This window comes from Catenuloplanes sp. NPDC051500 (assembly GCF_044454585.1).
Lineage (GTDB): Bacteria > Actinomycetota > Actinomycetes > Mycobacteriales > Micromonosporaceae > Catenuloplanes.
The window spans coordinates 119,191-144,413 of record NZ_JBITDX010000014.1 but is presented as its reverse complement, the minus strand read 5'-3'; the positions used below and the strand labels follow the sequence as shown (position 1 = coordinate 144,413).

The 25,223-nt window shown below is 70.9% G+C and carries 28 protein-coding genes; 20 read left to right on the top strand and 8 right to left on the bottom strand.

The genetic code is table 11. The features are described from left to right. The first annotated feature begins 57 nt into the window (after nucleotides 1–57). Together ACIA8K_RS26550 and ACIA8K_RS26545 are read left to right on the top strand one after the other, a co-directional pair. Nucleotides 58–1,098: an SGNH/GDSL hydrolase family protein gene (locus ACIA8K_RS26550; protein ID WP_396063817.1), complete on the top strand. Its 1,041-nt coding sequence runs from the start codon at nucleotides 58–60 to the stop codon at nucleotides 1,096–1,098. Nucleotides 1,099–1,163: 65 nt separating this feature from the next. Then, nucleotides 1,164–1,619: a cupin domain-containing protein gene (locus ACIA8K_RS26545; protein ID WP_396063815.1), complete on the top strand. Its 456-nt coding sequence runs from the start codon at nucleotides 1,164–1,166 to the stop codon at nucleotides 1,617–1,619. A gap of 46 nt (nucleotides 1,620–1,665) precedes the next feature. On the opposite strand, the gene ACIA8K_RS26540 is transcribed toward ACIA8K_RS26545, so the two are convergent. Then, nucleotides 1,666–2,418, bottom strand: a complete 753-nt coding sequence (locus tag ACIA8K_RS26540; protein ID WP_396063812.1) for a GNAT family N-acetyltransferase — start codon at nucleotides 2,416–2,418, stop codon at nucleotides 1,666–1,668. A gap of 462 nt (nucleotides 2,419–2,880) precedes the next feature. Here ACIA8K_RS26540 and ACIA8K_RS26535 point away from each other — a divergent pair, with 462 nt between their 5' ends. From ACIA8K_RS26535 to ACIA8K_RS26525, 3 genes are read left to right on the top strand one after another with little or no spacing between them, the layout of a single operon-like run. Continuing rightward, the gene (locus ACIA8K_RS26535) at nucleotides 2,881–3,708 is read left to right on the top strand and encodes a lysostaphin resistance A-like protein (RefSeq protein ID WP_396063810.1); all 828 of its coding nucleotides are present in this window, start codon (nucleotides 2,881–2,883) and stop codon (nucleotides 3,706–3,708) included. Beyond that, nucleotides 3,705–4,814: a sensor histidine kinase gene (locus ACIA8K_RS26530; RefSeq protein ID WP_396063808.1), complete on the top strand. Its 1,110-nt coding sequence runs from the start codon at nucleotides 3,705–3,707 to the stop codon at nucleotides 4,812–4,814. The genes ACIA8K_RS26535 and ACIA8K_RS26530 overlap by 4 nt, the downstream gene beginning before the upstream one ends. Further along, nucleotides 4,811–5,458, top strand: a complete 648-nt coding sequence (locus ACIA8K_RS26525) for a response regulator (RefSeq protein ID WP_396063806.1) — start codon at nucleotides 4,811–4,813, stop codon at nucleotides 5,456–5,458. Before ACIA8K_RS26530 ends, ACIA8K_RS26525 begins: the two co-directional genes overlap by 4 nt. Before the next feature lie 124 nt (nucleotides 5,459–5,582). On the opposite strand, the gene ACIA8K_RS26520 is transcribed toward ACIA8K_RS26525, so the two are convergent. Beyond that, complete coding sequence (locus ACIA8K_RS26520; protein WP_396063804.1) at nucleotides 5,583–5,759, bottom strand: hypothetical protein; 177 nt, start codon at nucleotides 5,757–5,759, stop codon at nucleotides 5,583–5,585. A gap of 437 nt (nucleotides 5,760–6,196) precedes the next feature. Here ACIA8K_RS26520 and ACIA8K_RS26515 point away from each other — a divergent pair, with 437 nt between their 5' ends. After that, nucleotides 6,197–6,430 (top strand): DUF418 domain-containing protein, encoded by a 234-nt coding sequence (locus tag ACIA8K_RS26515; RefSeq protein ID WP_396063802.1) that lies wholly within the window; start codon nucleotides 6,197–6,199, stop codon nucleotides 6,428–6,430. A gap of 81 nt (nucleotides 6,431–6,511) precedes the next feature. Beyond that, complete coding sequence (locus ACIA8K_RS26510; RefSeq protein ID WP_396063800.1) at nucleotides 6,512–6,991, top strand: sigma-70 family RNA polymerase sigma factor; 480 nt, start codon at nucleotides 6,512–6,514, stop codon at nucleotides 6,989–6,991. Between the two features lie 22 nt (nucleotides 6,992–7,013). On the opposite strand, the gene ACIA8K_RS26505 is transcribed toward ACIA8K_RS26510, so the two are convergent. Continuing rightward, nucleotides 7,014–8,126 (bottom strand): glycosyltransferase, encoded by a 1,113-nt coding sequence (locus ACIA8K_RS26505; RefSeq protein WP_396063798.1) that lies wholly within the window; start codon nucleotides 8,124–8,126, stop codon nucleotides 7,014–7,016. 58 nt (nucleotides 8,127–8,184) lie between these two features. Here ACIA8K_RS26505 and ACIA8K_RS26500 point away from each other — a divergent pair, with 58 nt between their 5' ends. Both ACIA8K_RS26500 and ACIA8K_RS26495 read left to right on the top strand, forming a co-directional pair. Continuing rightward, the gene (locus tag ACIA8K_RS26500) at nucleotides 8,185–9,081 is read left to right on the top strand and encodes an alpha/beta hydrolase fold domain-containing protein (protein WP_396063796.1); all 897 of its coding nucleotides are present in this window, start codon (nucleotides 8,185–8,187) and stop codon (nucleotides 9,079–9,081) included. 69 nt (nucleotides 9,082–9,150) lie between these two features. Continuing rightward, complete coding sequence (locus ACIA8K_RS26495) at nucleotides 9,151–11,397, top strand: FdhF/YdeP family oxidoreductase (RefSeq protein ID WP_396063794.1); 2,247 nt, start codon at nucleotides 9,151–9,153, stop codon at nucleotides 11,395–11,397. Between the two features lie 101 nt (nucleotides 11,398–11,498). Here the strand turns inward: ACIA8K_RS26495 and ACIA8K_RS26490 are convergent, their stop codons facing one another. Continuing rightward, nucleotides 11,499–11,915 (bottom strand): MarR family winged helix-turn-helix transcriptional regulator, encoded by a 417-nt coding sequence (locus ACIA8K_RS26490; RefSeq protein ID WP_396063792.1) that lies wholly within the window; start codon nucleotides 11,913–11,915, stop codon nucleotides 11,499–11,501. A gap of 73 nt (nucleotides 11,916–11,988) precedes the next feature. Between ACIA8K_RS26490 and ACIA8K_RS26485 the strand changes: the two genes are divergently transcribed. Beyond that, complete coding sequence (locus ACIA8K_RS26485) at nucleotides 11,989–12,786, top strand: SDR family NAD(P)-dependent oxidoreductase (RefSeq protein WP_396063790.1); 798 nt, start codon at nucleotides 11,989–11,991, stop codon at nucleotides 12,784–12,786. 123 nt (nucleotides 12,787–12,909) lie between these two features. Here ACIA8K_RS26485 and ACIA8K_RS26480 read toward each other — a convergent pair whose 3' ends face one another. Then, nucleotides 12,910–13,497 carry an RDD family protein gene (locus tag ACIA8K_RS26480; RefSeq protein ID WP_396063788.1) on the bottom strand — a complete coding sequence of 196 codons (588 nt, stop codon included), beginning with the start codon at nucleotides 13,495–13,497 and terminating at the stop codon, nucleotides 12,910–12,912. 221 nt (nucleotides 13,498–13,718) lie between these two features. Between ACIA8K_RS26480 and ACIA8K_RS26475 the strand changes: the two genes are divergently transcribed. The 5 genes from ACIA8K_RS26475 to ACIA8K_RS26455 are packed head-to-tail and all read left to right on the top strand — an operon-like array spanning nucleotide 13,719 to nucleotide 16,749. Next, the gene (locus tag ACIA8K_RS26475; protein ID WP_396063786.1) at nucleotides 13,719–13,988 is read left to right on the top strand and encodes a YbaB/EbfC family nucleoid-associated protein; all 270 of its coding nucleotides are present in this window, start codon (nucleotides 13,719–13,721) and stop codon (nucleotides 13,986–13,988) included. Continuing rightward, nucleotides 13,985–14,368, top strand: coding sequence for a YbaB/EbfC family nucleoid-associated protein (locus tag ACIA8K_RS26470; protein ID WP_396063784.1), 384 nt, complete (start codon nucleotides 13,985–13,987; stop codon nucleotides 14,366–14,368). The genes ACIA8K_RS26475 and ACIA8K_RS26470 overlap by 4 nt, the downstream gene beginning before the upstream one ends. Continuing rightward, nucleotides 14,361–14,687: a hypothetical protein gene (locus ACIA8K_RS26465; RefSeq protein ID WP_396063782.1), complete on the top strand. Its 327-nt coding sequence runs from the start codon at nucleotides 14,361–14,363 to the stop codon at nucleotides 14,685–14,687. The genes ACIA8K_RS26470 and ACIA8K_RS26465 overlap by 8 nt, the downstream gene beginning before the upstream one ends. A 2-nt stretch (nucleotides 14,688–14,689) precedes the next feature. Next, nucleotides 14,690–15,673, top strand: coding sequence for a hypothetical protein (locus ACIA8K_RS26460; RefSeq protein ID WP_396063780.1), 984 nt, complete (start codon nucleotides 14,690–14,692; stop codon nucleotides 15,671–15,673). Next, a complete protein-coding gene (locus ACIA8K_RS26455) occupies nucleotides 15,670–16,749 on the top strand; it encodes a hypothetical protein (RefSeq protein WP_396063778.1) in 1,080 nt (359 codons plus the stop codon). Before ACIA8K_RS26460 ends, ACIA8K_RS26455 begins: the two co-directional genes overlap by 4 nt. Before the next feature lie 90 nt (nucleotides 16,750–16,839). Here ACIA8K_RS26455 and ACIA8K_RS26450 read toward each other — a convergent pair whose 3' ends face one another. Continuing rightward, nucleotides 16,840–17,964: an FAD-dependent oxidoreductase gene (locus ACIA8K_RS26450; RefSeq protein ID WP_396063776.1), complete on the bottom strand. Its 1,125-nt coding sequence runs from the start codon at nucleotides 17,962–17,964 to the stop codon at nucleotides 16,840–16,842. Between the two features lie 64 nt (nucleotides 17,965–18,028). On the opposite strand from ACIA8K_RS26450, the gene ACIA8K_RS26445 reads away from it, so the two are divergent. The 5 genes from ACIA8K_RS26445 (at nucleotide 18,029) to ACIA8K_RS26425 (ending at nucleotide 21,705) form a co-directional block, all read left to right on the top strand. Beyond that, nucleotides 18,029–18,634, top strand: coding sequence for a TetR/AcrR family transcriptional regulator (locus ACIA8K_RS26445; protein ID WP_396063774.1), 606 nt, complete (start codon nucleotides 18,029–18,031; stop codon nucleotides 18,632–18,634). Nucleotides 18,635–18,700: 66 nt separating this feature from the next. Next, complete coding sequence (locus ACIA8K_RS26440) at nucleotides 18,701–19,885, top strand: VWA domain-containing protein (protein ID WP_396063772.1); 1,185 nt, start codon at nucleotides 18,701–18,703, stop codon at nucleotides 19,883–19,885. Then, nucleotides 19,882–21,042: a hypothetical protein gene (locus ACIA8K_RS26435; RefSeq protein WP_396063770.1), complete on the top strand. Its 1,161-nt coding sequence runs from the start codon at nucleotides 19,882–19,884 to the stop codon at nucleotides 21,040–21,042. The genes ACIA8K_RS26440 and ACIA8K_RS26435 overlap by 4 nt, the downstream gene beginning before the upstream one ends. Nucleotides 21,043–21,100: 58 nt before the next feature. Next, nucleotides 21,101–21,403: a hypothetical protein gene (locus ACIA8K_RS26430; RefSeq protein ID WP_396063768.1), complete on the top strand. Its 303-nt coding sequence runs from the start codon at nucleotides 21,101–21,103 to the stop codon at nucleotides 21,401–21,403. Beyond that, nucleotides 21,400–21,705: a hypothetical protein gene (locus ACIA8K_RS26425; protein WP_396063766.1), complete on the top strand. Its 306-nt coding sequence runs from the start codon at nucleotides 21,400–21,402 to the stop codon at nucleotides 21,703–21,705. Before ACIA8K_RS26430 ends, ACIA8K_RS26425 begins: the two co-directional genes overlap by 4 nt. A 471-nt stretch (nucleotides 21,706–22,176) precedes the next feature. On the opposite strand, the gene ACIA8K_RS26420 is transcribed toward ACIA8K_RS26425, so the two are convergent. After that, complete coding sequence (locus ACIA8K_RS26420) at nucleotides 22,177–22,590, bottom strand: hypothetical protein (protein WP_396063764.1); 414 nt, start codon at nucleotides 22,588–22,590, stop codon at nucleotides 22,177–22,179. Between the two features lie 90 nt (nucleotides 22,591–22,680). Then, on the bottom strand, nucleotides 22,681–25,149 hold the full coding sequence (gene rph / locus ACIA8K_RS26415; protein WP_396063762.1) for a rifamycin-inactivating phosphotransferase: 2,469 nt from the start codon (nucleotides 25,147–25,149) through the stop codon (nucleotides 22,681–22,683). Nucleotides 25,150–25,223 lie beyond the last annotated feature (74 nt).

Here is a 25,223-nt window from a genome sequence, read left to right as displayed (position 1 = left end):
GATCATCCTTCCATGCCGGGCGGATCGGGGCGGCGGCACGGCGTACCCTCTAGATTTATGTTCATCAATCTTTTGGTCATCGCATCGCTCGCCGTCGCGCCGTCCACCGCGGCGCCGCCCAGGGCACAGGTCCACACCGCCGGGCGGGTCGTCGCGGACGGCGGCGTGCTGCGGTACAGCTGGCCGGGCGTTTACTTCGAGGGCCGGTTCCGGGGCACGGGTGTCGGCATCGTGCTTGACGACGCGGCCAACGACTATGACGTGGCGGTCGACGGGGTGACTGTCGCAACGCTTGTGATGCCGGGTGCGGTCACCCACCGCGTCGACGGGCTGACGCCCGGCACGCACACGGTCAGGGTGGTGAAACGCACGGAGAGCCCGTGGGCGTCGGGGGCCTTCAAAGGATTCACCGGCGACATTCTGCCGGCGCCGAGGGCACGCCCGCGGCAGATCGAGTTCATCGGCGACTCCTACACGGCCGGGTACGGCAACGAGTCCACCACCCGCGACTGCACCGGCGACGAGGTCAACCGGACCACGAACGCTGATCGGAGCTTCGGCGCGCTGTCCGCCCGCACTCTTGGCGCGGACTACCAGCTGAACGCGTTCTCCGGGCGTGGCATGGTCCGCAACTACAACGGCGGCGAGCCCGGGACCAGCTACCGCACCTACTACGACCGTGCGCTGCTGGCCGTGAACGGGGACGTGTGGGCCCGGCCGCGTTCGTGGCGGCCGCAGCTGGTCGTGGTCGGTCTGGGCATCAACGACTTCTCCACAGCGATCAACCCGGGTGAGCCGTGGACGCCGGAGTCCCGCGCCACGGCGTACCGCGAGGCGTACCACGGCTTCCTGGACCTGCTGCGGGCCCGGTACGGCGAGCGCGCCGTCATCGTGGTGAGCAGCACGGACGGTGCGCCGGGCTTCGCCGAGGAGGCCGCGCGCGTGGTGTCCGAGCGTGCCGACCTGGTCCGGCTGTGGCACTACCCGGGCGAGGGCCTGGACTACGGCGGCTGTCACTGGCATCCGTCGCTTGCGGACCACCGGCTGATCGCCGAGCGGCTTTTGACGTTCGTGGACGGTCTTCCGCTGCGGTGGTGAACCTCGGGCCGTCGCGCACGTCTAACCCCGGTGTCAGGTCCCCCATCTAGGAGGAGCACGTGAGAATGAAGCGACACGCACGGCGTACCGCGGTCATCGCGGCGGCCGCGGCGGCCCTCACGCTCGGCACGGCCGGGGTGGCACAGGCCACCCCGGCGACCGGCGAGGTTTCCGGCACGATCCTCGCTGAGTGGGACGCGTTCGGGAAGCACTACGTCCACCGCCTGGTCTACCTTGGCGAGGACTCCGCAACCGGCTGGCACTACCACGACGGGATGCTCTACGCCCGCGTCGTGCAGGGGCAGCTCCACCACTACGACGCGACGTGCTCCGAGGATGTACCGGGCCCGCGCGACTACTACCGCGCCGGCCAGTTCATCGTCGAGCCGGACGGGCCCGGCCACGTCCACATAGGCATGAACCGGGGCTCCGAGCAGGTGATCCTGGACGTGCTCTACGCGCTGCCGATCGGCGCGCCGCTCTCCCGGGACGCCCCGGCCCCGGGCTGCGAACTGCCGTGACGCGCGGTGTGCCGCGGCCTCCCCCGGGACCGCGGCACACCACAGTTCAGAACCGGAAGAACCGATAATCGCCGACGGTACGGAAGCCCGCACGCTGATACACAGGTTCGCCCTGGCTGCTGGCCTGCAGGGTGATCACGCGCGCGCCGGCGTCCCGGGCGGTGCGCAGCGCCACGGCGGTGAGCGCGGAGGCGATGCCGCGCCGCTGGTAGGCGGCAAGCGTGGCCACGCAGAACAGGCCCGCAACGTCGCCGTCGATAAGCACGGACGTGGTGGAGACGGTACGGCCGTCCATCCGCCCGGCCAGCCGGACCAGCGTGCCGCGCGGCGGCCGGTAGCCTGCCTCCCGCTCGGTGACGAGGTCAAGCGCGTCCTCCGGCAGGCCGTTCGGGGCCGCGTAGCCGCGCACGTAGTCGTGCAGGTCGCCCGGCTCGCCGATGGTCAGGCCGTCCACGGTGGGCACGCCGGGCAGCGCGGTCAGGTCGCGGGCCATGATCGGTACGCTGCCGGCCGCGGTGGCGCCGTGGGCTTCGAGGGCCTCCGCGGTGCCGGGATCGCTGTCCGCGCCGACCCACCAGATCCAGCGGGTGCCGGCCAGGCGCTCGTGGGCCTCCTCGATCGCCTCCTTGATCGGCAGGCCGCGTACCCGGGCCACGCCGTTGAGCAGCGCGTGCGGGATGCCGGTGCGGTAGACGGGCAGGTCCGCGTCCGGGTCGCCGGAGCCGCCGTTCCAGCCGAGCCAGTAGGTGCGATTGAGGGCCAGTTGCGGGGCCAGATCGTCGAGTAGTGCGTCGGTCATGCGGCCAGGATGCGCGGGCCCGGCCGGAAGTGCGCTCCTATGACGCAGGACACACACCCCATATCCCGGGTCACATTCGTCGAGCCGTTGTCCGCGTGCACCGTCATAGGGGTCGTGAAGGATCTGTTCTACCACTCGATCGCCCGGTCGCTGCGCTTTGCCGGCTTCGTTTACTGGCACCTGATTGCGAAGCACCGCCACGATTCCGCACACCGGCCGAATTGACTTCGCACCGATTGTCGGCCGCCGTTCTTCTGCTCTGAACCGGTCCCCGGCGGGCGGCGAGCCCGCGGGAGCATGCGGGCCGGACCAGCGCGGGAGCGGGAAATCCGTTGTCGGCTTGTCGCTCGGGAGAGCTACCGCAAGTGTCCTCCGCGGCGTGACGACGTGCGGCGCGACGATCCGTAGCTTTTGTCGCAGCTCGCGGCCATCGGTGGCCGCGAATCGTGCGAAAGGCTCGTCATGCGGTTTGTAGTGCAGCTCATCGCGGTCGCCGCGGTCTCATTCGTCGGCGGTCAGGCGCTGTTGGTGGCGCAGGACAACGTGTGGCTGACGCTCGGGGTCGGCGTGGTCACCGCGGTGCTCGCGACGCTTGTCTACTACTGGGTGGTGCGCTGGACCGAGAAGCGCGAGGTGACCGAGGCGCTTCCGCGGGCGGCCGGCTCCGGGATCACGCGCGGCCTGCTGCTCGGCACGGCGCTGTTCGCCGCGGTCATCGGCAACATCGCGGCCAACGGGGCCTACACGATCCACGGCCTGAGCGACGAGCCGGCGAATGCGGTGGGACTGGCCGGATTCATGGCCGGGGCCGCGGTCACCGAGGAGCTGCTCTTCCGTGGCGTGCTGTTCCGGCACGTGGAGCGGCTGCTCGGGACCTGGCTCGCGTTCGTGCTGTCCGCCGCCGTGTTCGGCGCGGTGCACCTGACGAACCCGAACGCGGACCTGTGGGGCGCGTTCTGCGTCGCGGTCGCCGGCGGCGGCATGCTGACCTCGGCCTACATCGCCACCCGCAGTCTGTGGCTGCCGATCGGCCTGCACTTCGGGTGGAACGTGACCGCGTCCGCGATCTTCAGCACCGAGGTGTCCGGAAACGGTACGCCGAAGGGCCTGCTCGACGCGTCGACAAGCGGAAACGCGTGGATCACCGGTGGCGCGTTCGGGCCGGAGGCGAGCCTGTCGACAGTGCTGGTGGGCGTGCTTGTCACCGCCGTGTTCCTGTGGATGGCGCACCGGCGCGGCACAGTGGTCGCGCCTCGCTGGTCTGTGGCGTCTTCTAAGCTCGCCGGGTGATCGCACTGCGGGACCGGTGGCGGCGGCTCGACGTCACGGTCCGGGACCTGCCGTTCGCGCTGCTGCTGACCGCCGCCGCGCTGGTCCCGGCCTGGCACCGGCACGGGACCAGGATCGGCGACCTGATGCCGACCCGCGACTACGACCTGCTCGGCGTGCTGGTGATCGCGGTCGAGTGCCTGCCGCTCGCGCTGCGCCGGAAGTGGCCCGCGCTGAGCCTCGCGCTGGTCTGCACCGGCTTCGCGTTCGACCAGCTCTTCGGCTACCACACGGTCGGCGGCATCGCGCTCCCGATCGCGCTGATCAGCGCCGGCGCCTACGTGGGCGTGCACCGGGCCGCGACAGTGATCGTGGCGACCGCCGCGTTCCTGGTCCTCGGCGTCGCGCTTGCCCGGCTCGGCCCGACCGACAGCCTCGCCGACTATGCGCTGCTCTACGCGCTGCTTGCCGCGATGTGGGCGGTCGGCGCGTGGCTGCGGCGGACCCGGGCGGCCGAGGCGGACCGGCGCCGGCTCATCGCCGAGGCGACCCGCGAGGCCGAACGCACCCGCATCGCCCGCGAGCTGCACGACGTCGTCACACACCATGTGACAGCGATGGTGGTGCAGGCCGAGGCCGCCCGGTACCTGACCGCCGTGCCGGACAGGCTTGACGAGACGCTTACCGCGGTCACCGACACCGGCCGTCAGGCGATCACCGACCTGCGGCACCTGCTCGACCTGCTCAATCCCGGCCACGGCGGCGAACTGCGGGCGCTTGTCGCACAGACGCGGCGGGCCGGCCAGCCGGTGGAGCTGATCTCGGAGGGAGCCGTCCCGGACGACGTGCTCGTCTACCGGGTGGTGCGGGAGGCGCTGACGAACGCGCTCAAATACGACCACGGCGGCCGGACTGTGGTCACGGTGCGCACCCTGATGTCGGAGGTACACGTGCGGATCAGCAGCGACGGGTCGGGGTCCGGGGCCGCGTCACCCGGCGGCAGCGGACGCGGGCTCGACGGGCTGCGCGAACGGGTCGAGTCGCTGGGCGGCACGTTCTCCGCCGGGCCGGTGACGGGCGGTGGTTTCACAGTCGACGCACGGCTGCCGGCCGGCGGTGCCTCATGATCCGCGTGCTGATCTGCGACGACCAGCCCCTGATCCGAACCGGGTTCGCCACCATCATCGGCGCCCAGCCGGACCTCGAGGTCGTCGCGGAGTGCGGAGACGGCCGGGCAGCTGTCGACCTCGCCTCCTCGCTGCGGCCGGACGTGGTGGTCATGGACGTCCGCATGCCCGGACTCGACGGCATCGAGGCGACCCGGCTGCTGGCCGGGGCGGGGGTCCACTATCCGGTGAAAGTGCTCGTCGTGACGACCTTCAACCTCGACGAGTACGTCTACCAGGCGCTCCGGGCCGGCGCGAGCGGCTTCCTCCTCAAGGACGCACCGCCCGCCCAGCTGCTGCACGGCATCCGCACGGTGGCGGCCGGCGCCGCACTTCTCGCCCCGGAGGTCACCCGCCAGCTCGTCGGCAGGTACGCCGCCCGCATCCGCCCGGCCGACGCCTCCCCCTCGGTGCCGCTGACCGCCCGTGAGCTGGAGGTGCTGCGGCTGCTCGCCACCGGCCTCTCCAACAGCGAGATCGCGACCGCCCTGGTCATCAGCCACGAGACCGTCAAGACCTACGTCTCCCGCATCCTCACCAAGCTCGGCCTCCGCGACCGCGTCCAGGCGGTCGTCTACGCCTACCGCAACGGCCTGGTCACGTGACGGGCGGTTCGACAGCTCATTCCGGCTGGCGGTGTCGAGCGCGGCATCGTCGAGATCAAAACAGGTGCTCGAGGCGGCAGGCTGAGGAGGCGGGCACCCGGGGGTGCCCGCCTCTCGAACGGGGTCAGCTGCTGATCGCTCCGAGGATGGCGGCGTTCGTCGTGCCGTTCGCCGCCCGGTCACCGGCCCGCCGGGCCTGCTCCGGGGTGGCGCCGAGGGAGGCCGCCTTCAGCGTGGCCTCGGTCCTGCGACGCTCGCGCTCGTCGTCCCGCCTCTTCTTGAGCTTGCTCAGGAAACCCATGATCTGAATATCCCCCGCCCCGCATCGGCCAAACGGCTCTTTGGTAGATGCGGCCATCGACTTCTGGCCGATGCGACCCACATCGACGCTTCCCTACCGTCACCTCATGCAGATCGACGGGCCGACGAGCGCCCAGGAGCGCGCCCTCGGGCCAGACCTGGCCCGCGGTTTCATGCTGCTCTTCATCGCGCTTGCCAACACCCACTACTTCCTCCGGGGTACGACTGTGCTCGGCGGATATCCGCAGGACGTGCCCACGGTTGACGCGGCGGTGACGTGGCTGCTGGCCACCTTCGTGGACGGCCGGGCCTTCCCCCTCTTCGGGCTGCTCTTCGGATACGGCGTGGCCCAGATCGCCCGCCGACATCCCACAAGCGCCAGGCGGGTGCTCGCGCGGCGCGCCGGCGTGCTACCTGATGCAGTCGGTCACCTGAGGCGTGCTGTTCACGCCGTTCCGGCTCGACCTGTCCGGCACGCTGTCCGTGACCGGGACCGCGCTTGTCGCGGCCGCGACCTGGTTGTCCACAGTGCTGGCCGCGGACCTGATGCGTCGCCGGGGCCTGCGCGGCCCGTTCGAAACACTTGTCCGGCGGGTGTCCTACGGCCGCCGCACCACGGCACCCGCACCGCCACCGGACCCCGCCGCGGCGCAGAGCCGGGAACGTTCATGACCATCTGCCGGAGGCACGCGTCCCCCACAGCGGCATTCGTTTGTCATTCGGGCCGCGATCGCAGGTTCCTACGGTCGGACCATGACCACGATGACCGCGCTCCACGACACCCACGCCCGGGACGTCCTGCGGTTCCTGCGCGCCCTCACGCGCGACCCCGACCTGGCCGAGGACCTGCTCCAGGAGACGATGCTGCGCGCCTGGCGGCATCTCGACACGCTCCCCGACGACGAGACCGGCACCCGGCGCTGGCTGTTGACGGTCGCACGCCGCCTGGTCATCGACGCGGCCCGCCTGCGCCGTGCCCGCCCGGCCGAGGTCTCCCCGGTCGCGCTGGAGTGGCTCCCATCCCGCACCGACGAGATCGGCGCCGCGCTCGCCGCCCAGGCCTTCCGCACCTCGCTGTCCCGCCTGAGCGAGTCGCACCGGTCGCTCCTGGTGGACCTGCACCTGCACGGCGAGTCCATGTCCCACATCGCCCAGCGACTCGGCCTCCCGGTCGGCACCGTCAAGTCCCGCGCCCACTACGCGATGCGCGCACTCCGCGCGGGCCTGGAATAGCCGCTCGGACAGTCCAGAACCGTCAGGCGCAGAGCCACTCGAAGCGCTCGGCAAGCGTGGCCGGGGCCGGCTGGCGGGCGTTCTCGTCGCGGAGCGCCGATGCGTTGTGCAGCAGGGAATCGTCGTGGAGCAGCGTGGCGAGCAGGGCGGCGTCGATGTCGGTGGTGGTCGGGGCGGTGAGGCCGACGGCGGCCTTGGTGACCACGTCGGCGTTGTAGGGCTGGTCGCCGTGGTGCGGGACGATCAACTGCGGGGTGGCGGAGGTGACCGCGGCCATCAGCGTGCCGGCGCCGCCGTGGTGGATGACCGCGCGGCAGTGGCGCAGCACCTCGGTGACCGGGATCCAGGGCAGCGGGCGCACGTTGGCGGGCAGCGTGCCGAGGTCGGCGCCGGGGAGCAGGAAGTCCGCGTCCGTGTCGGCGAGCAGCGGCAGCAGGGTGCCGAGGCGGCGGTCGCGTTCATCGGCGCGGACGATCGTGCCGAACGAGACAAGCACGCGCGGGCGGTCACCGGGCGTGAGCAGGTCGTGGGGCATCGTGGCGGGGCCGTGCAGCGGGACGTAGCGGGTCTGCCAGCTGTCCGGGTCCGGCGCGTGCAGACTCGGCGGGACGATCTCGATGCTGACCGCGCGCTCAGGACCGTCCAGGCCGTGCTCCCGATAGACGTCCGCCAGCTCGCCGGCCAGCAGTCCGGACAGGGAGCGGCCGTTGATCGGGCCGAACTGGTGCTCGACCGCGGGCAGCCCGGTGATCGCGGCGACCAGCGGGACCGCGCCCTGGAACGGGTCGTAGACAAGCACGTCCGGGCGCCAGCGGCGGACCACGTCGAGGAGCGGGGTGATCGTGGGGCGGAGCAGGATCGCGTTGGCCGCGGCCGGGCGGCGGAAGATCGCCTCGCCGTCCAGCACGGCGGCGGTCTCGAAGCGGCTCCCGGTCGGCAGCGCCGCATAGGCCTGGTCGACGGTCATGCCGTCGCCGACCTCGACGACCGGAAGACCTGTGATGTCGTACGCCCTGGGGTTCCCGCCATAGCCCGCGAGCAGCACATCGTGGCCGGCCGCGCGAAGCCCGTGGAGCGTGGGCAGGGCGGGGAGCAGGTGGCCGGTCTGGGGCGGTGCGGAAAACAGGATGCGCATGCTTTACAGACGAGCAGGGGCGGCCGAGGTTCACCGCGCGCCGTGGCAGGATCGGGACATGGCTGATGCGGGCAGGGACCGGTTCGGCGCGCCACCGGCGGGCGAGCGCCGGGGGGACCGGATCGAGTATCGGGACGCGTTCGTGGCGCAGGAGCAGGGGTTCCGGCCGTTGCTGCTTGACCTGCTGGTGCCGGCGGACGCGGACGGCCCGGCGCCTGTGGTGCTGTGGGTGCACGGCGGCGGCTGGCTCAACGGCTCGCCGAAGATCGTGCCCGACTGGCTGGCCGGCGAGGACCACGTGGGCAAGGCGCTTGCGGCCGGGCTGGCGGTGGCGCTTCCGGCCTACCGGCTGAGCGGCGAGGCCGCGTTCCCGGCGCCACTTCACGACCTCAAATCGGCGGTACGGTACCTGCGCTTCTACGCCTCCGACCTGGGCATCGACCCGTCGCGGATCGGGGTGTGGGGTGAATCGGCCGGCGGGCTGCTGGCGTCGCTGCTGGCGTTGTCCCTGGACGAGGGCACTGTGGGCGTGACCGAGGGCGACTCGGCGGTGCAGTCGGCGGTGGTCTGGTACGGCCCGTCGAACCTGGCGACGATGCAGTCCCACTCGCACCCGCGCGCGACAGGCGACCACGACGCGGACGACTCGCCGGAGTCGCTGCTGATCGGCGCGCCGGTGACCGGCTCCCCGGCGAAGGTGGCGGCAGCGAGCCCGGTCACGCACGTGCGCCCGGACGCGCCGCCGATGCTGCTTGTGCACGGCGAGGAGGACGTGGTGGTCGGCTACCGGCAGAGCGTGGAGTTGGCGGCGGCGTTGCGGGCGGTGGGCGCGCCTGTGGAGTTGGTGCCGGTGCCGGGCGGTGATCACCTGTTCGGCGGCGCCGACCTGGGCGAGCAGGTGCGCCGGAGTGTCGAGTTCCTCTCCCGTACCCTCGCGGCTTTTTCTCGAATTTGAGGTTCGTCTTGTCGATAACCCGCCGCACACTAGTGCGAAACGGCGCGCACCGCGCATAAGGTCGTGAGCATGGCGAAGAACGCTCCCACCGACGACGTCGGAGACCGTGATCTCCACGTCGGCACGCCGAAGCAGGCGGCAGCAGGTGTCCCAGGTGTCCTGCACGGCCTGGCCGCCGCACAGCAGCAGATGGGCGTCCGCCGCAGCGCGCTCACCCTGCTCAAGGTGAACCAGCCCGGCGGTTTCGACTGTCCGGGGTGTGCGTGGCCGGAACCCGCGCCGGACAAGCGGAGCCACTTCGAGTTCTGCGAGAACGGTGCGAAGGCGGTCGCCGAGGAGGCGACGCTCCGGCGGATCACGCCTGAGTTCTTCGCGGACCACTCCATATCCGACCTGGCCGGGCGGTCCGACTACTGGCTCGGCCAGCAGGGGCGGCTGACCAGCCCGGTGATCAAGCGGGCGGACTCCGATCACTACGAGCCGATCGCCTGGGACGACGCGTTCGCGCTGATCGGCGCGCAGCTCAACGCGGTCGAGCCGGACCAGTCGGTGTTCTACACGAGCGGCCGCACGTCAAACGAGGCCGCGTTCGCGTATCAGCTGTTCGTGCGCGCCTACGGCACGAACAACCTGCCCGACTGCTCGAACATGTGCCACGAGTCGTCAGGTGTCGCGCTGACCCAGACGATCGGCATCGGAAAGGGCTCGGTCACGCTCGAGGACGTGCACGAGGCCAAGCTGATCATCGTGGTCGGCCAGAACCCGGGCACTAACCACCCGCGCATGCTCACCGCGCTGGAGAAGGCGAAGAAGGCCGGCGCGACGATCGTTGCGGTCAACCCGCTTCCGGAGGCCGGGCTGCTGCGCTTCAAGAACCCGCAGAAGCCGGACGGCGTGGTCGGCAAGGGCACCTCACTTGCCGACGTCTACCTGCCGGTCAAGGTCGGTGGCGACCTGCCGCTCTTCGTGGCGCTCGGTCACCTGCTGCTACCCCACGCCGACACGTCGTTCATCTCGGACTACACGGCGGGATTCGCCGAGTACGAGCGCGCTCGCGCCACAGTCGACTGGGCGGTGATCGAGGAGCAGACCGGCCTCGAACGGGCGCAGATCGAGCAGGTCGCCGCGCTGATGGCGGAGTCCGACGCCACAATCGTCTGCTGGGCGATGGGCCTGACCCAGCGCTCCGACTCGGTGCCGACGATCCGCGAGGTCGTCAACGTACAACTGCTGCGCGGCATGATCGGCAAGCCCGGCGCCGGCCTGTGCCCCGTCCGCGGCCACAGCAACGTGCAGGGCGACCGCACCATGGGCATCGTCGAGCGCCCGCCGCCGTGGGCCCCGAACCTCACCCGTGAGCTGGGCATCGAGGTGCCTGAAACACACGGGTACGACGTGGTCGACGCGATCCGGGCCATGCGCGACGGCCGCGCGAAGATCTTCATGGCCGTCGGCGGGAATTTCGCCTCCGCCGCCCCGGACACCGAGGTCACGCTTGCCGCGCTCGCCAACTGCGACCTGACCGTGCACGTGTCCACAAAGCTCAACCGGACACACGCCACCCCCGGCACGGTGTCGCTGATCCTGCCCTGCCTGGGCCGCACCGAGCGCGACCCGGCCGGATCGGTCACGGTCGAGGACTCGATGTCGGCCGTGCACGCGTCGACCGGGCGGCTCGCACCGGCCTCGCCCGACCTGCTGTCCGAGCTGGCGATCATCTCCCGGCTGGCGCAGGCGACGCTCTCCTCGGACCTCCCGTGGGACTCGTGGGCGGCGTCGTACCCCGCCATCCGCGAGGTGATCGCGAAGGTGGTGCCCGGCTTCGACGACTACGAGGCCAAGGTGACGCCACGCGAGGGCTTCACGCTCCCGCACGGGCCGCGTGACGGCCGCCGCTTCACCACCGCCGACGGCAAGGCGCAGTTCACCGTCAACCAGATCGTCGAGCGTCACCTCGCGCCGGGCCGTCTGATGCTGCAGACCATGCGCAGCCACGACCAGTACAACACCACGATCTACGGCATGGACGACCGTTACCGCGGCATCTCCAACGGCCGGCGCGTGGTCTTCGTGTCCGGCAAGGACATCGCGGCGCTCAGACTGGCCGACGGCGCGATCGTGGACATCGTGTCGGAGTGGAAGGACGGGACCGAGCGCCGGGCGCCCGGGTTCCGCGTGGTCGAGTACCCGATCGCGGCCGGGTGCGCCGGCGCCTACTTCCCGGAGGCGAACGTGCTGGTGCCGCTCGACTCCACTGCGGAGCTGTCGAACACGCCGACCTCAAAGGAGATCGTGGTCCGCCTCGAAGCGGCCTGATCCGCTGAGCGCGCGGGTGGGCAGGCGAGCCCACCCGCGCTGCCGGCTCAGCTCGCCCGGCGTGTCACCACGTGGCAGGTGGACGAGGATCCCCGGCGGGCCTACCCCTCGGACGCGTTCAGCACCCGGCTCAGCAGGCCGTTCAGTTGCGCGAGTTCCTCCGGGTCCAGCACCGCGTACGGGCTTGTCGCAAGCGTCTCCCGGATCAGCTCGTCGCGGACCTCGCGGCCGCGGGCGGTCAGTTCAAGCACCCGGGAGCGGCGGTCGGCCGGGTCGACGTCGCGGGTCACCAGGCCGCGGTCGATCAGCTGGTTCGCGATGAAGGTGAGGTTCGGCGCGTTGCAGTGCAGCCGGTCCGTCATCACCTTCATCGACGGCGGCGGTTCGAGCGGGTCGATCGCCCACAGCGCCTGTGCGGTGGGCGGTGTCAGGCGGTGCTCGGCGAGGAACGCGGTCCGCCGCACGTTGCTTCGCATCTCGATCTCGAAGGCGGCGGCGATCACGGCGAGCAGGTCCATACCCTCATCGTACCGATGCTTCGAGGCTCGAAGTTTATGCTACGGTTTGCTTCGAGCCTCGAAGGGAATAGCCATGAACGGCACTACCGCACTCGTCACCGGCGCGTCCAAGGGCATCGGCCGCGCCTTCGCCCACGAGCTGGCCCGCCGCGGCGCGGACCTGATCCTGGTGGCCCGATCGGCTGGGACGCTTGAGGAACTGGCGGCCGAGATCCGCGCACAGCACGCCGTCGCCGTGCGCACGCTGGCCGCGGATCTCAGCGCGCCGGACGGGCCTGCCCAGGTGGTCCGGGAGCTCGGCGACACCACAGTCGACCTGCTCATCAACAACGCCGGCATGGGATCGGTCGGGCCGTTCCTGGACCGGCCGTACCGGCAGCACCGCCAGTCGGTCGACCTCAACATCCACGGCCTGATGGCGCTCACCTACGAGATCGGCGGGCGGATGGTCGCGCGCGGCAGCGGCGGCATCATCAACGTCTCCTCCACCGCCGGCTTCCAGCCCATGCCCTACCAGGCCGGATACGCGGCCACCAAGGCGTTCGTGCTGTCCTTCACGGAGGCGCTCGCCCACGAGGTGCGCGGCAGCGGCGTGCGCGTGATGGGCTCCCACCCGGGCGGCGTCGCCACCGGCTTCTTCGACGGCACCACAGCGACAATCGACCCGCGGGCCGCCGACACCCCGGAACGCATCGCCACCAGGACGCTCGACGACTTCGCCCGCGGCCGCCTCAACTCCTACCCGGGCCGCGCGTTCAACCGCGCGCAGACGCTGGTCGCCCGGGTACTCCCCCGGGCGACCGTCGTCCGTGCCACGGGCGCACTCAACCGCCGCCTCGGCCACCACACGGCCACCGATGTAATGCCATAAAGCACTAAAAATGCAGATATACCCGCATCCGCTGTGGTTGCGGTCCGCATGCTCCCGCGGGCTCCAGCGCCGTCGCCGGTCACCACAACCCCAGGGTGTGCGGACCGGCAGCGGCGGCGGCCACTACGGCGTCTGGAGCCGGATCACCACGGTCTTCGCCGGCTTGTCGTGCAGGCACTGGCGGTAGGGCTTGTCCCACAGGCACCACAGCGCGTCCACGAAACCGACGTAGCAGTTGGAGAGGATGGTGAAGCCCAGGGCCACAAGGAACCGGTAGGTCAACCGGCCGCGGGTGAGCACCCCGTACGGCTCGATCGACACCATGGCTATCTTCAGCATCCGCTTGCCCGGCGTCTGCCCGTTCCACCGCAGCGGGATCTCGACCTCGTAGACGTACTGGAAGCCGAGCAGCACCAGGGTGATCGTGCCGATCCCGGTGATCGGCACCAGGTTGGACTGGTCCCCCACCATCTGGACGACCAGGGCGGTCAGCCCGCCGCCGATGATCCCCGCCAGGATCGAGCCCACCACGAGGTAGACGATGCTGTCGACGACCCTGGCCCCCAGCCGATGCCCCGGATCCGCAAGCAACCGCCCGTCCGGTGCGGCGGCCGGCGGCGGCAACTGGTAACCCCCGGCGGGCGGGCCGGGGTAGGACTGCGGGCCCTGGAAGGGCGGCGGATACTGCGGGTACTGGGGCTGTTCGCTCACGCCGAGTTTCTACCAGGTGCCGCGCGGCGCCGTGCCCGCGGCCGAACCACCACCGGTTTCCCTGACCACCGCGGGACCGGCGGCCCGCGGGAGCGTGCGGGCCGGACCACCGCGGGAGCGGGAAGATGTGGGTCAAGAGGTTTGTCCGCGCGGCGACGGGGGTGACCCGGGGGCCTATGGTGATCGCGACGCCGTGAGCAGCGGGGACGGAGGGGCGCCGGATGGATCCCGAGGGGATGGTCGAGCGGGCCGCGCGGGTACGCGAGGCGGTGGCGACCGCATCGGCCGAGGTGACGAGCGAGAATCATGAGGTCACTGTCATGGTCGGGCCGCAGCACACGGTGCGTGACCTGCGGTTCAGCCCGCGTGCGTTCCGGATGAGCGGGGCGGAGCTGGGTGCGCTCGTGGTGCGGACGCTTCACGCGGCGGACGCGGAGATGAGCGTCACCATGCGGGAGACGCTTGACGGCATCCTGGGGCGGCGGTCGTGAGGCAGTTCGACGACGCGGCGCAGGTGATGGCGTTCCTGGACGGCCTGCGGCAGCGTAATCAGCAGGTGCTTGACAGGTACGCGGAGTTCACGGCGCAGTCCGGCGCGGTGACCGGCGAGGGGTTCTCCGAGGACGGTACGGTGCGGGCGGCGGTCGGGCCGGACGGCGCGGTGCAGGCGGTGGACATTCCGGACGCGGCGTTGCGGCGCGGCACCCACCTGGCACAAATGATCATGGCGGCGATCCGGGAGGCGCAGGCGGACCGCGCGCTGAAGCTGACCGCGCTCGGCGAGCGACTCGGGACCGGCCGGGTGCGGTCGATGGTGGAGGACGCGATCCCGCAGCACACCCGGGACCGGCTGGAGGAGCGCCGTGGGTGACGGCATCGTGGTACCGACGGACACGCTGAAGAGCACCGCGCAGGTGTTCGAGGCGATGTCGACGAGCGCGGAGCAGATCAAGGACGCGCTTGCGGACGCGCACCCGGAGGGGGTCCTGTGGGGCGCGCTGGGCCTGATCATGCAGCCGATGTACGAGTCCAAGGCGATGGAGGCGGACGATCACATCCGCACGATCGCGCAGGCGCTGAGCGCGCAGGGCAAGGCCATCCACGCGACCGCGGACATGCACGAGAAGCTGGACGAGGCGACCGCGGCCGCGTTCAAGCGCTTCCAGGACAAGCTGTCGGGCGGTAGCTGAGCATGACCGACGACAACGACGCCTATCTCAGCAACGACGAGGACAGCGCGAACAAGTACGCCGGCCAAGTCATCGACTACGGCTGGGACTCGGTCATCCCGGGCGCGGGCGGCGGCAAGACGCTCTACGAGGGCATCACCGAGGGCGACAAGGCCGACATCATCGCGGGCGCGGGTGACCTGCTCGGCACCGGCATCTCGTTCGCGGTCGACCCGCTGAACTGGCTGATCGCGGCCGGGCTCACCTTCGTCGTCGACTTCTTCCAACCGCTTGAGGACCTGCTCAGCCTGGTCACCGGCAACGCGGAGCGGATGGAACCGCACGCGAAGCAGTGGGAGGAGATCGGCAAGGCGCTCGCCCCGCTTGCCGCATCGATACGGCAGGCCGCGGACGACGCGCTGATCGAGTGGAAGGGCAAGGACGCGGACGCCGCGAAGAAGCTGTTCCACGACTTCGCGGACGCGGTCGAGGCGACCGGCACCGAGGCGGGCTCGATCGGCCAACTCCTGATGATCTTCTCGAAGATCATGGCGGCGGCGCAGGCGCTGATCATCGGCATCATCGCGTCGATCGTGGAGTGGGCGCTCATCGAGTGGGCGATCGCGATGAGCCTTGCCGTGCCGACCGCGGGCGCGTCGATGGCCGCGGCCGCGACCGCCACGACGTACACCACCGCGAGCGGCTTCTCCCGCGCCGTGCAGATCGTGGACCGCATCGTCTCCGTGCTCTGGAAGATGCGCGCGGTGCTTGAGAAGGCGCTGCCCGCGATCCTCAAGGCGCAGGTCGGCAAGGGCGTGGTGCAGTTCAGCGGCGCCAGCGCCACGATGTCCACGCTGGCCCGGATCGGCGGCGACGTGGCCGGCGACGTGTGGACCTGGGTCGGGCCCGGCGCCCAGACCGGCGCGGAGACCGGCAAGGCGGCCACCGCGGACCCGCCGAAGAAGACTGACGCGGAGATCGACGCGATTCTGGACACGGCGACGTGAAGCCACGCGACCCGATGGCTTATCCGGACGCGCCGGTCACCGTCTGGCCGATCGGGGAGCCGGCGCCGCGGCCCCCGGTCGGCCTGGCCGGGATCTCGGTGTGGGTCCGCAACCGCGCCCTCGACCCGCCGTACTGGGGGCACGCGCGTGCGGTAGGCGTCGACGACCGTCCCCTGTGGTGGGGCCTCGGGCGGATGGTGGCCTGGGTCGCCCCCGGCGAGCACCTCGCGGAGGTCCGGCACGACGGGGTGGCCGAGTCCGCGCGCACGGTCAGGGTCGAGGCCGGGGAGGTCGCGGAGCTGGAGTTCTGGACACCGGCGTCGATCGGCGGCGCACAGGGCGTGCTCGCGCCGCCGCCGGGCCGCCGCACCGGATCCGGCTGGGGAATGCTGCCGGCGGGCGTGCTCGCGATCGTGCTGGTGACGGCAGTGCTCGGCCTCACGCATCCGGGTGGCGAGGCGGGGCCGGGTTATGCCGTGCCGTTCTTCGTCGCGCTCCTGGTGGCGCCGGTCCTCGCCATCCTGGCGTGGAGCCGGATCACGCGTGCCCGCAACCACAGCTACCGCGTCGCAGTCTCCGCCGAGGCACGCGAGCCCGTGCGTGACGTCATGTTCCTCGGCGACGGCGACGCACCCGAGGCAGGAATGCTCGTGGTCACGGGCGCGGTCAACGCCCGCTATCTCTGGAACGGCCATGCCGGCCTCGGCGTCCCGGAACGCGATCCGCACTCCTGGGTGCCGGCCCCGTCCCTGACGATCGACGGCCGGGCCGTGCCGTTCGGCCCCCGCACCTGGGGCTACCGCCTGCCGCCGGGCCCGCACACACTTACCGTCACACCCCGGCTGCCCGCACCGGCCGCCGTCGAGGAGCGCTACCGATACCTGCCGCTCCCCGACCTCACACCGGAGATCACCACCACCCCGGCCACCGTCCGCGTCGACATCGCGCCGGGTCAGATCGCGCGTGTGGAGGTCACCGTCGACGCCACAGTCACAGTGCGGGTGATCGCCGAGTCAGCCACCTCCCCGACCGTGCTCGCGGGATTCACCGGGAAAAGCACCATTAAAAACCGATAAAAGCTGATATTCCCGCTCACGCCGTGGCCGGGACCCGCGTGCTCCCGCGGGCCGCCGGCGCCGCGGTGGTCAGGTCCACACCGGTACGCCTCACCGCCCGAGCCCGCGTGCGAAGGCCTCGCGCAGTGGGGGCACGGCCGCGGTGACACGGAGGACCGTACGGAACGCCGCGCGGCTCAGGGAGGTCGAGTGCGTGTTGCGGAGCGACCGGCGGACCGCGGCGAACCCGTAGTCGAGCATCTCCCGTTCGTACCCGCTGATCGGCTCCTGGTCGAGGATCGTGCGGCGGAGCAGGTCAGCATCGCGGAGGGCGGTGTTCGCGCCGATACCCGCGGCCGGCGTCATGCTGTGGATCGCGTCGCCGAGCAGCGTGACCGGGCCGCTGGGCCACGGGCCGACCGGGACGGCGCTCTTGACGCGGAACGCGTTGACCGAGGCCGGATCGCTACGCGCGACGAGGTCACGCAACGCCGGTGACCAGCGTCGGATCCGCGTGGTCACCAGGCCGCGCAACGCCTCTCCGTCCTGTGTTTCTACATCGGACGGCAGCGTTGCCGCGGGTTCGCTGTAGCCCCAGAGCACGTAGTCGCGCCACGGCGCGGTGAACAGCGACCCGGCGCCACGCGGGACGACCAGGTTCGCGCGGGCGGCGAGCGGGCCGTCGACCGGCCCGCGACCGGCGATCGACACGACCCCGGTGTCCGCCCGCCCGGCCGCATGCGGGAGCAGTTGGGCGCGCACGCGTGAATTCGCCCCGTCCGCGCCGACAAGCAGGTCGCCCTCTGCCGTACCCCCGTCCTCGAAGTGTGCCGTCACACGCTCGCCGTGGGCTTCGAACGACGTGAACACCCGGCCGTGCTGTACCTCCAATCCGTTGAGCAGCACCTCGCGCAGCCCGGTACGGCTGATCCCGTAGTGCCGCCCGTGCCGGTTGATCAGCTCGCCCGGCAGTGCGAGGAGATCGTCCCCGCGCTCGGTGATGAAGCCGAAGCCGCCGCCGCCCTCCGCCGCCTCGACGAACGCGTCCCACCCGGCCGGCCCGAGGCAGGACTTCAGCGCCTGCGCGCCGGCCGGGCTGATGTGAATGCGGTAGCCCTGCAACCAGTCGGTGCGCTCCAGGGTGCGTTCGAAGACCTCGCACTGCACGCCGCCGCGCCGCAGTCCGTGTGCGAGCGCCAGCCCGCCGATGCCGCCGCCGATGATGAGAACCGTCATGCAGTCAGCGTCAGCCACTCACATGACTCTGTCAACCATTTGTTTGATTGATACAGTCAGGAGCGTGTCTGAACAGCCGAAACGCCGCCGCTCCCCCACCGGCGCGGATCGCACCCGCGACGCCGAGCGCACCCGGGAGCGGATCCTGGATGCGGCGCTCGTCGAGTTCGGGGAGCACGGGTTCGCCGGGGCGCGGATCAGCGCGATCGCCCGGCGCGCGGGGGCGAACCAGCAACTCATCTCCTACTACTTCGACGGCAAGGAAGGGCTCTACCGGGCGCTTACCGAACGGTGGCGGACGCGCAGCGGCGAGCTGGGCCGGCAGGACGCGCCGCTCGACGAGGTGGTGTCCGCGTTCACCCACGTCGGCGGCGATCAGCGGCACTGGGTACGGCTGCTGATCTGGCAGGCGCTGGCCGGCGACCGGGAGGAGGGCGACGCGGCGTACCAGCGGGCGATGGTCGACGATCTTCGCCGCCGGCGGGAGAACGGGGAGATCGCGCCCGAGCTGGACCCGGCGTACCTGCAGCTCGCGCTGTTCGGCATGGCGGTGGCGCCCACGCTGCTGGCCCACTTCGCGGAGAACGTCACCGGGCTGGCCGCGGACTCGCCGGAGTTCATCGAGGGCTACCGGGAGCAGCTGCGGCTGATCGTGGCGCGGCTGGCCTGACCGTTCGGCCGAGGACGGGTCCCTTGTGTCCTGAAAGAATGCACCCTCGGGGACACTCATCGGGGGATGACGATGGCGGGCGAGCGGGGTGCGGTCGACGCGAGTGGGGCGGCCGGCGTCCAGATCGGTGATCACGGGCAGCAGCACAACCGGTTCCACCTCGAGGTGCCGCGCAGCATTCGCGTCGCACTGATCGCGGTGCTGGCGCTTGCGGTGCTGGCCGCGGGCGGGTGGGCGGTGGTCGCGTTGGTGCTGCCGCAGTTCGCGCCGACATACAAGACCGAGTTCCTGATCGACGCGTCGGCGGCCGCGGACGCGGACGGGCTCGCGGAGATCACCGAGTCGCTGCGGACCGTGGTCGGCAACTCCGGGGACCGGGACTCGCTTGCGCTGCGCAGCTTCGGCGGCGAGTGCGGGTCGGACGGCAACACCACACAACTCGTCGACTTCGGCACCGGAAACCGGGAGACGATCTCCACGGCGGCGAAGTCGGTGAAGGGCGGCGGCGTGGCCACGCTCCAGCGCGGCATCGTGCAGGCGATCGAGGACTTCAGCCGCCCGTTCGCGCAGGACGCCAAGCAGGTCAACCGGATCGTGGTGGTGGCGCGGCAGGGCGAGGACGCCTGCGACACGGACACCGCGTTCGTGCAGCGCGAGATCGGCGACCGGATCGCGGCGGCCGGCCTGGACATCGAGTTCCGGGTGATCGGTTACCGGGTGGCCGGCGACCAGCAGGAGCAGCTGGCCCTGCTGGCGACCGGGTCCGGCGCACCGGAGCCGATGTTCGTCGAGACCGCGGACGACCTGAACGCGGCGCTCGAGTGGTTCACAAACGTCGAACCGGTGCTGCGCAACGCGAAGGCCGTGATCGACGTGCTCAACCCGACCGTGGACACGGTCAACGAGGCGGTCACCGCGGTCGGTGAGGGGCGGCTCGACGTGGCGGACCGGCGGCTCACCGCCGCGCGGGACGGGATCACCGCGGCCGACACCGCGTTCGAGGACCTGGACGGCCGCACCGGCACCGCGGCGGCCGCGGATCTCAACCGGCGCGCGCTGCTGCTCAAGGACCTGCAGCGGGACGTGGTCGAGTCCGCGTCGACGCTGCTCGCCGACGCCCGTGACGGGAAGCCGCTCGGGCCGGGCCACGACGCGTTCACCGGGGTCGCGAACGGCTACAACGCCGAGGTGACCGCCATGAACGAGGCGCTGGCCGCGTTGCGGGCGACCGCGCCGGAAGGAGTGCGGTGAGGCGTACCCTCGTGATCATCGGGGTGGTCGTGGCGGTTGTCGCGGTCACGGCCGGCGCGTTCGCCGCGGTCCGGTCGCTCACACCCGACCACCGGATCACGTTCCTGGTGGACGGGTCGGCGGGCGATCTCGCCCCGGTCGGCGCGGCCGTGAGCGCGGCGGCCGGCAACACCGGCGACGCCGATTCGCTTGCGCTGCGCCGGTTCGGCGGCGAGTGCGGGGACGCCGGCAACACGTCGTCGCTCGTCGACGCGGGAGTCGGCAACAAAGACACGATCAGGGACGCCGTGGGTACGCTGACGCCCGCCGGAAAGCCCACGCTGCTGGCCGGCGTGCAGGCCGCGATCGACGACTTCGACAGGCGGTACCCGTTCCGCGGCCGCGCCACCAACCGGATCATCGTGGTGTCCCGGCACGGCGCTGACGCGTGCACCGCCGACCAGGCCGCGGTCGCCGCGCAGATCCAGGACCGGGTGCGGGCAAGTGGGCTGCGGCTGGACTTCCGGTTCGTCGGCTTCCAGGTGCCGGCCGAGGAGCAGGAGTCGTTCACCGCGCTGGCCGGGACCAGCACGCCAATCTTCCCGCAGACCGTGGAGCAGCTGGACGCGGTGCTGAAGCAGTTCACCATCCCGGACGCGCCGGACGCGTCCCAGGTGGTGCTGCCACCCCCGCCGGACCCGACCGCGGGCTGGACCGCCTATGCCAACGCCGACTACGACTACGCGCTGCGCTATCCCCCGGGCTGGGTCTCCGAGCCCTGCGTGCTCTCCGGCCAGCTGAACCAATGGCTGGCCGAGAGCCCGGACCTGATCCCGGACTGCGTCGCGACCGACGCGTTCTCCTACCGGGCCTGGCTGCGGGTCAACCTGCTGAGCGAGATCGGCACGGCCAGCCCGTTCCCGTCCGGAGAGGGCGTCGGGGAGATCGTGGAGACGCCGGTGACCACGGCTTCCGGCCTGACCGGGCGGCGCCACTCCTCGGTGACCACCGACGATCTCTTCTCACCGGTGGGCACCCGCACTGTGCAGTACCTCTTCGTCGTCGGCGAGTACCGCTACCTTCTGTACTTCGCGAGCCGCCCGAACGAGCCCGGTGTGGACACGCTGCTCGCCGACTTCGACCTGATGGTGGTCAACACGCTCCGCATCGGAGGCTGAAACGGACGCGACGCAGCCGCCGCCCGAGGACACGCCGAGACCGTCCTACGGGAACACGGTGCTGATCGCGGCCGGCTGGTTCGCCACAGTGCTCGCCGCTCTATACACCGGGACCGCGACCACGCCGGAGCCACCCCGCGGCCCGGACGACTGCACCGTGTTCGGCTCCTGCATCACCCCGGCCGACGTGCTGTCCTTCCTCGTGCTCCCGGTCGCGCTCGGCCTGCTGGCGATCTGCCTGCCGCTGGCCGCGCTGGCCCGGCGGATGACCGCGTCCGCAGTGGTGGCCGGCACGATGACCGCGGGCGGGACCGCGGGCACGGCGTGGGTGGTCATCACCGTGCTGGCGGCGGGCCGATGATGCGGGCGCTGTTCTTCGGCTGGCTCTACGGCGTACCGTTCCTGCTGGTCCTCGGCCTCTACCGGCGCACCGCGTCGCCGTACCTGGCCACCCGCGCGGACGTGGACGCGTTCGCCTCCACCACGGACACGCTCCTGTGGGCCTCGCTGATCCTGGTCTGGGTCCTGCCCGCGGCCGGGCTCGCGCTCGCACGGTGGCGACAGGACGAGCGGTGGACCAGCGCCTTCACCCGCTCGTTCCTCTGGTCCGCCACCTACCTGCTCCCACCATCGGATCAGTGGGTGGTCCCCGCAGCGGCTTGATCGCAACCGGCGCGAACTGGCGAGCATTTCATCCGCATCCTCTCGCGGGTTTCCAACCGCTCTCAATCTCGCCATCGCCTTAAGGATCATTCAGTGGTGCGAAAGATAGGTCAACTTCGCCGATGACCATGCTTTTCGTACCACTGAATGATCCTTAAGGCGTGTGAGGTCCTGTTTCTCTAGAGCGGAGCGGGGTCACGTCCAGCAGCGTGGTGTAAGAAGCGATCATCGCGTTTCGGCTGGTCCTGATGTTAGGCGGCGATCTCGGTGATGGTCGCGTGGCTGGTGTCGTGTCGTGGGATATCGATCGTGGTGGTGCGGGGCCTTGGTCAGGAGTTCGAGGCTCGTGTAGCGGCGGCCTTCGGTCCATACTCCACGATCAAATAATCGAAAATGGGCCCGCGGGAGCGTGCCAGCCGACCACCCCGCAGAGTGGGAGAATGATCTTCCTGCTCTGCGGGGGTCTGGTCTTTATTTGCTCTGGGGCTGCGTGGTGAAGCAGTCGTCGTTGTTGGTGGCGCTGCTGTTGTCGGGTTCCCATTTGATCGCGGATTCGGCGGGGATGAGCTGGGCGTAGGCCTCGCCGTCCTCGAGGCAGTCGTCGTGGTCGCGGCCGACCTCGGCGCCCTCGGGGTCGACGCGCCAGAGGCCCTGCGCGGTGAGTTCGACGCGGACGTTGAAGCCTTTGGACTTGGCCGTGCGGAAGTGGGCCTGGAGCGGGACGACCCACAGGCCTGAGGGTTTGCGCTCGACCTGGGCCTGATCGCCGCGGTCGCCCTTCTCGTCCCACGCGTCGATGTAGACGGCGGCGCCGGGGCGGATCTGCCGTAGTTCGCTGTTGTCGGAGCCGCAGGCGCTGAGGGTCGTCGCCGCGGCGACTGCCACCAGGGCGACGGTGAGGGAACGTGGTGCGGCGGTCAATTCAGATCACCCTTCAACCGTGGTTCGTGACGCCCACGAGGGTAGACACCTGTGTCACGGCAGGAGTTCGACGTATCCGCCGAGGCCGTGGACGCGGATCCGCTGTCCGTCCTGGATCAGCTGGGTGGCGCGATCCACGCCGACGACCGCGGGCAGGCCGTATTCGCGGGCGATCACGGCGCCGTGTGTCATCAGGCCGCCGACCTCGGTGACCAGGCCGGCGACCGAGACGAACAGCGGTGACCAGCTGGGGTCGGTGAACGCGGTGACCAGGATGTCGCCGGGCTGGAGGTCGGCCTGGTCCATGTCGAGGAGGACGCGGGCCCGGCCCTCGACGACGCCGGCGGAGACGGGCAGGCCGGGGAGCGCGCCGGGCGGCAGGTCGTCGCGGCGGTACGCGCCGGAGACGGATTCGCCGTCCGAGGTGAGGACGCGGGGCGGGGTGAGCGTCTGCTGGGTGCGGAACTCGGCTTCGCGGCGGCGGATGAGCTGGTTGTCGATCCTCTGGGTGCGCACGACGTCGTGGAGTTCCTGGAAGGTCAGGTAGAAGACGTCCTCGGCCGCGTGCAGCACCCCGGCCCGGACCAGGCGCTCGGCCTCGGCCAGGATCGCCTGCTTGTAGACAAAGTACCGCGCGATAATGCCATATTTCGGGTATTCCCGGTAGCCGATGAAGGTGCGGACGCGGTCGATCATCTGCTTCGTCTCGGCGGCCTTCGCCTCGCCGTCGTCGAGCAGACGCAGGCGGGCGAGGATGTCCCGCTCCGCGTCCGCCGCCTGCTGCCGGCCCTGCGCGAAGCGTTGCTGTGCCGCGCCGGGCGCGAAGTTCTTCACGTGCTCCAGGATCAGCGGCACCAGCGCGGCCGGGCGCTCGCTCCACCGTGGCCGGGTGATGTCGATCTCGCCGACGCACCGCATGCCGTAGCGGTCGAGGTAACCCCTGATGGCGTCCCGCGCGGGCGCCGGCAGCTCGTCGAGGGAGCCGCCGTGCTGGAGGAGCGAGACCGCCTCCGGGTACTGCCTGATCACGTCCGCGACGTCGAGCAGCGCCAGCCCCATCTCCGAGGTGATGTTGCCGGGCGCGGAGAGCGTGAGCGTGTCGGCCGCGTTCGTCTTGCCAAGCCACTCGGCCAGATGATCGTTGAGCCACCAGGTCGCGTTCATCCCCGCCATGATCACCTGCATGCTGAGCGGGTCGCTGAGCATGCGTTTGTGCTCCTCGAACGCCTCCAGGAGGAAGTCGAACAACGCCGGCCCGGTCAGGCCGTGAATGTCGCGCCGGAGGTCGGCAAGCGACTTCTCGTTGCGGGCGACCAGCTCGGTGACGATGGCCGGGTCGGTCTCGATCGGGGCGGGCGCGTCCAGATGACGCCGCATCGCCGGACCGGGAGCCGACTCCGTCCGCGCGATGAAGTCGCGGTCGAGAATGGTCTCAAGCGCGTCCCGGACAAGCGGATCGCCCTTGCCGACCATCTCCAGGAAGCCGGCGCGGGCCGGTGACGCCAGGTGCGGGGTGGAGTCGACGAACAACCGCCCGCCCGCGGCGAGCATCGGCGCCATCGCGGTGAGCTGCCAGCAGGACAGGCCGAGCGGCTTCATCGCGTCGGTCATCATCTGCTGGTGGCCGACGGAGAGGAACACGCGGTTGCCGCCGTCCGCGGTCTCCGGGACGGGGAACAGCGTGGTGATCGGCCGGCTCTGCACAATCTGGAATCCGCCGTCGTCGAGGCACCACTCGATGTCCTGCGGGCTGCCGAAGTGCGCCTCGATCGTCCGGCCCAGCCGGACGAGCGCGACCACCTCTGCGTCCGTCAACGCCGGCTTGCCGGAGTGCGCGGAGGCGATCACCTCGCCGTCGCGGACCGTGAACACGTCCGGATTGACCAGGCCGGAGACCAGCGCGTCGCCGAGCCCGAAGCCCGCGTCCACAGTGGCGACCGTCCGGTTGCCGGTCACCGGGTCCGCGGTGAACAGCACGCCGGACGACCGCGGAACGACCATCCGCTGCACGACCACTGCCATCGTGATCGTGCGGTGGTCGAAGCCGTTCCGCAGGCGGTAGGTCACGGCCCGGTCGGTGAACAGCGAGGCCCAGGCGCGGCTGATGTGCTGGAGGATCGCGTCCGGGCCGGCGATGTTCAGGTAGCTGTCCTGCTGGCCGGCGAACGAGGCGGTGGGGAGATCCTCCGCGGTCGCGCTGGAACGGACCGCGTAGGCGGCATCTGGGTCGAGCGCGCCGGTGACCGCCTCCGCCAGATCCACCGGGATGGCGATGTCCTCGATGGTGCGGCGGATCTCGGCGCTCAGCTCACGGATCGCCGCACGGTCGTCCGGCCGCAGGTGGGGAAGCGGCGGCACCTCCGTCATGAGCCGCTCGAACGCGGCGGTCGTCACGCAGAAGCCGGCCGGGACGCGGACCCCGTCGATCCGCATCAGCTCGCCGAGGTTCGCCCCCTTGCCGCCGACCGCCGCGACCATGGTGCGGTTGACCTCGTGGAGGCCGCGCACGTACTGCTCGATCATCGTCCTGTGACCCCGTTTTCGCAGGTGAAAGCCGTCGAGGGACGATTCTGCGGCATCACCGGGGTCTTGCCGCA

Excerpts from the sequence above, each read along its gene's own strand:
- ACIA8K_RS26520 (WP_396063804.1), bottom strand. The coding sequence starts at position 5,759 with ATGGGTTTCCTGAGCAAGCTCAAGAAGAGGCGGGACGACGAGCGCGAG.
- ACIA8K_RS26510 (WP_396063800.1), top strand. The coding sequence starts at position 6,512 with ATGACCACGATGACCGCGCTCCACGACACCCACGCCCGGGACGTCCTG.
- ACIA8K_RS26545 (WP_396063815.1), top strand. The coding sequence starts at position 1,164 with ATGAAGCGACACGCACGGCGTACCGCGGTCATCGCGGCGGCCGCGGCG.
- ACIA8K_RS26495 (WP_396063794.1), top strand. The coding sequence starts at position 9,151 with ATGGCGAAGAACGCTCCCACCGACGACGTCGGAGACCGTGATCTCCAC.
- ACIA8K_RS26535 (WP_396063810.1), top strand. The coding sequence starts at position 2,881 with ATGCGGTTTGTAGTGCAGCTCATCGCGGTCGCCGCGGTCTCATTCGTC.
- ACIA8K_RS26505 (WP_396063798.1), bottom strand. The coding sequence starts at position 8,126 with ATGCGCATCCTGTTTTCCGCACCGCCCCAGACCGGCCACCTGCTCCCC.
- ACIA8K_RS26525 (WP_396063806.1), top strand. The coding sequence starts at position 4,811 with ATGATCCGCGTGCTGATCTGCGACGACCAGCCCCTGATCCGAACCGGG.
- ACIA8K_RS26475 (WP_396063786.1), top strand. The coding sequence starts at position 13,719 with ATGGATCCCGAGGGGATGGTCGAGCGGGCCGCGCGGGTACGCGAGGCG.
- ACIA8K_RS26440 (WP_396063772.1), top strand. The coding sequence starts at position 18,701 with ATGACGATGGCGGGCGAGCGGGGTGCGGTCGACGCGAGTGGGGCGGCC.
- ACIA8K_RS26500 (WP_396063796.1), top strand. The coding sequence starts at position 8,185 with ATGGCTGATGCGGGCAGGGACCGGTTCGGCGCGCCACCGGCGGGCGAG.
- ACIA8K_RS26490 (WP_396063792.1), bottom strand. The coding sequence starts at position 11,915 with ATGGACCTGCTCGCCGTGATCGCCGCCGCCTTCGAGATCGAGATGCGA.
- ACIA8K_RS26425 (WP_396063766.1), top strand. The coding sequence starts at position 21,400 with ATGATGCGGGCGCTGTTCTTCGGCTGGCTCTACGGCGTACCGTTCCTG.
- ACIA8K_RS26540 (WP_396063812.1), bottom strand. The coding sequence starts at position 2,418 with ATGACCGACGCACTACTCGACGATCTGGCCCCGCAACTGGCCCTCAAT.
- ACIA8K_RS26550 (WP_396063817.1), top strand. The coding sequence starts at position 58 with ATGTTCATCAATCTTTTGGTCATCGCATCGCTCGCCGTCGCGCCGTCC.
- rph (WP_396063762.1), bottom strand. The coding sequence starts at position 25,149 with ATGATCGAGCAGTACGTGCGCGGCCTCCACGAGGTCAACCGCACCATG.
- ACIA8K_RS26460 (WP_396063780.1), top strand. The coding sequence starts at position 14,690 with ATGACCGACGACAACGACGCCTATCTCAGCAACGACGAGGACAGCGCG.
- ACIA8K_RS26450 (WP_396063776.1), bottom strand. The coding sequence starts at position 17,964 with ATGACGGTTCTCATCATCGGCGGCGGCATCGGCGGGCTGGCGCTCGCA.
- ACIA8K_RS26485 (WP_396063790.1), top strand. The coding sequence starts at position 11,989 with ATGAACGGCACTACCGCACTCGTCACCGGCGCGTCCAAGGGCATCGGC.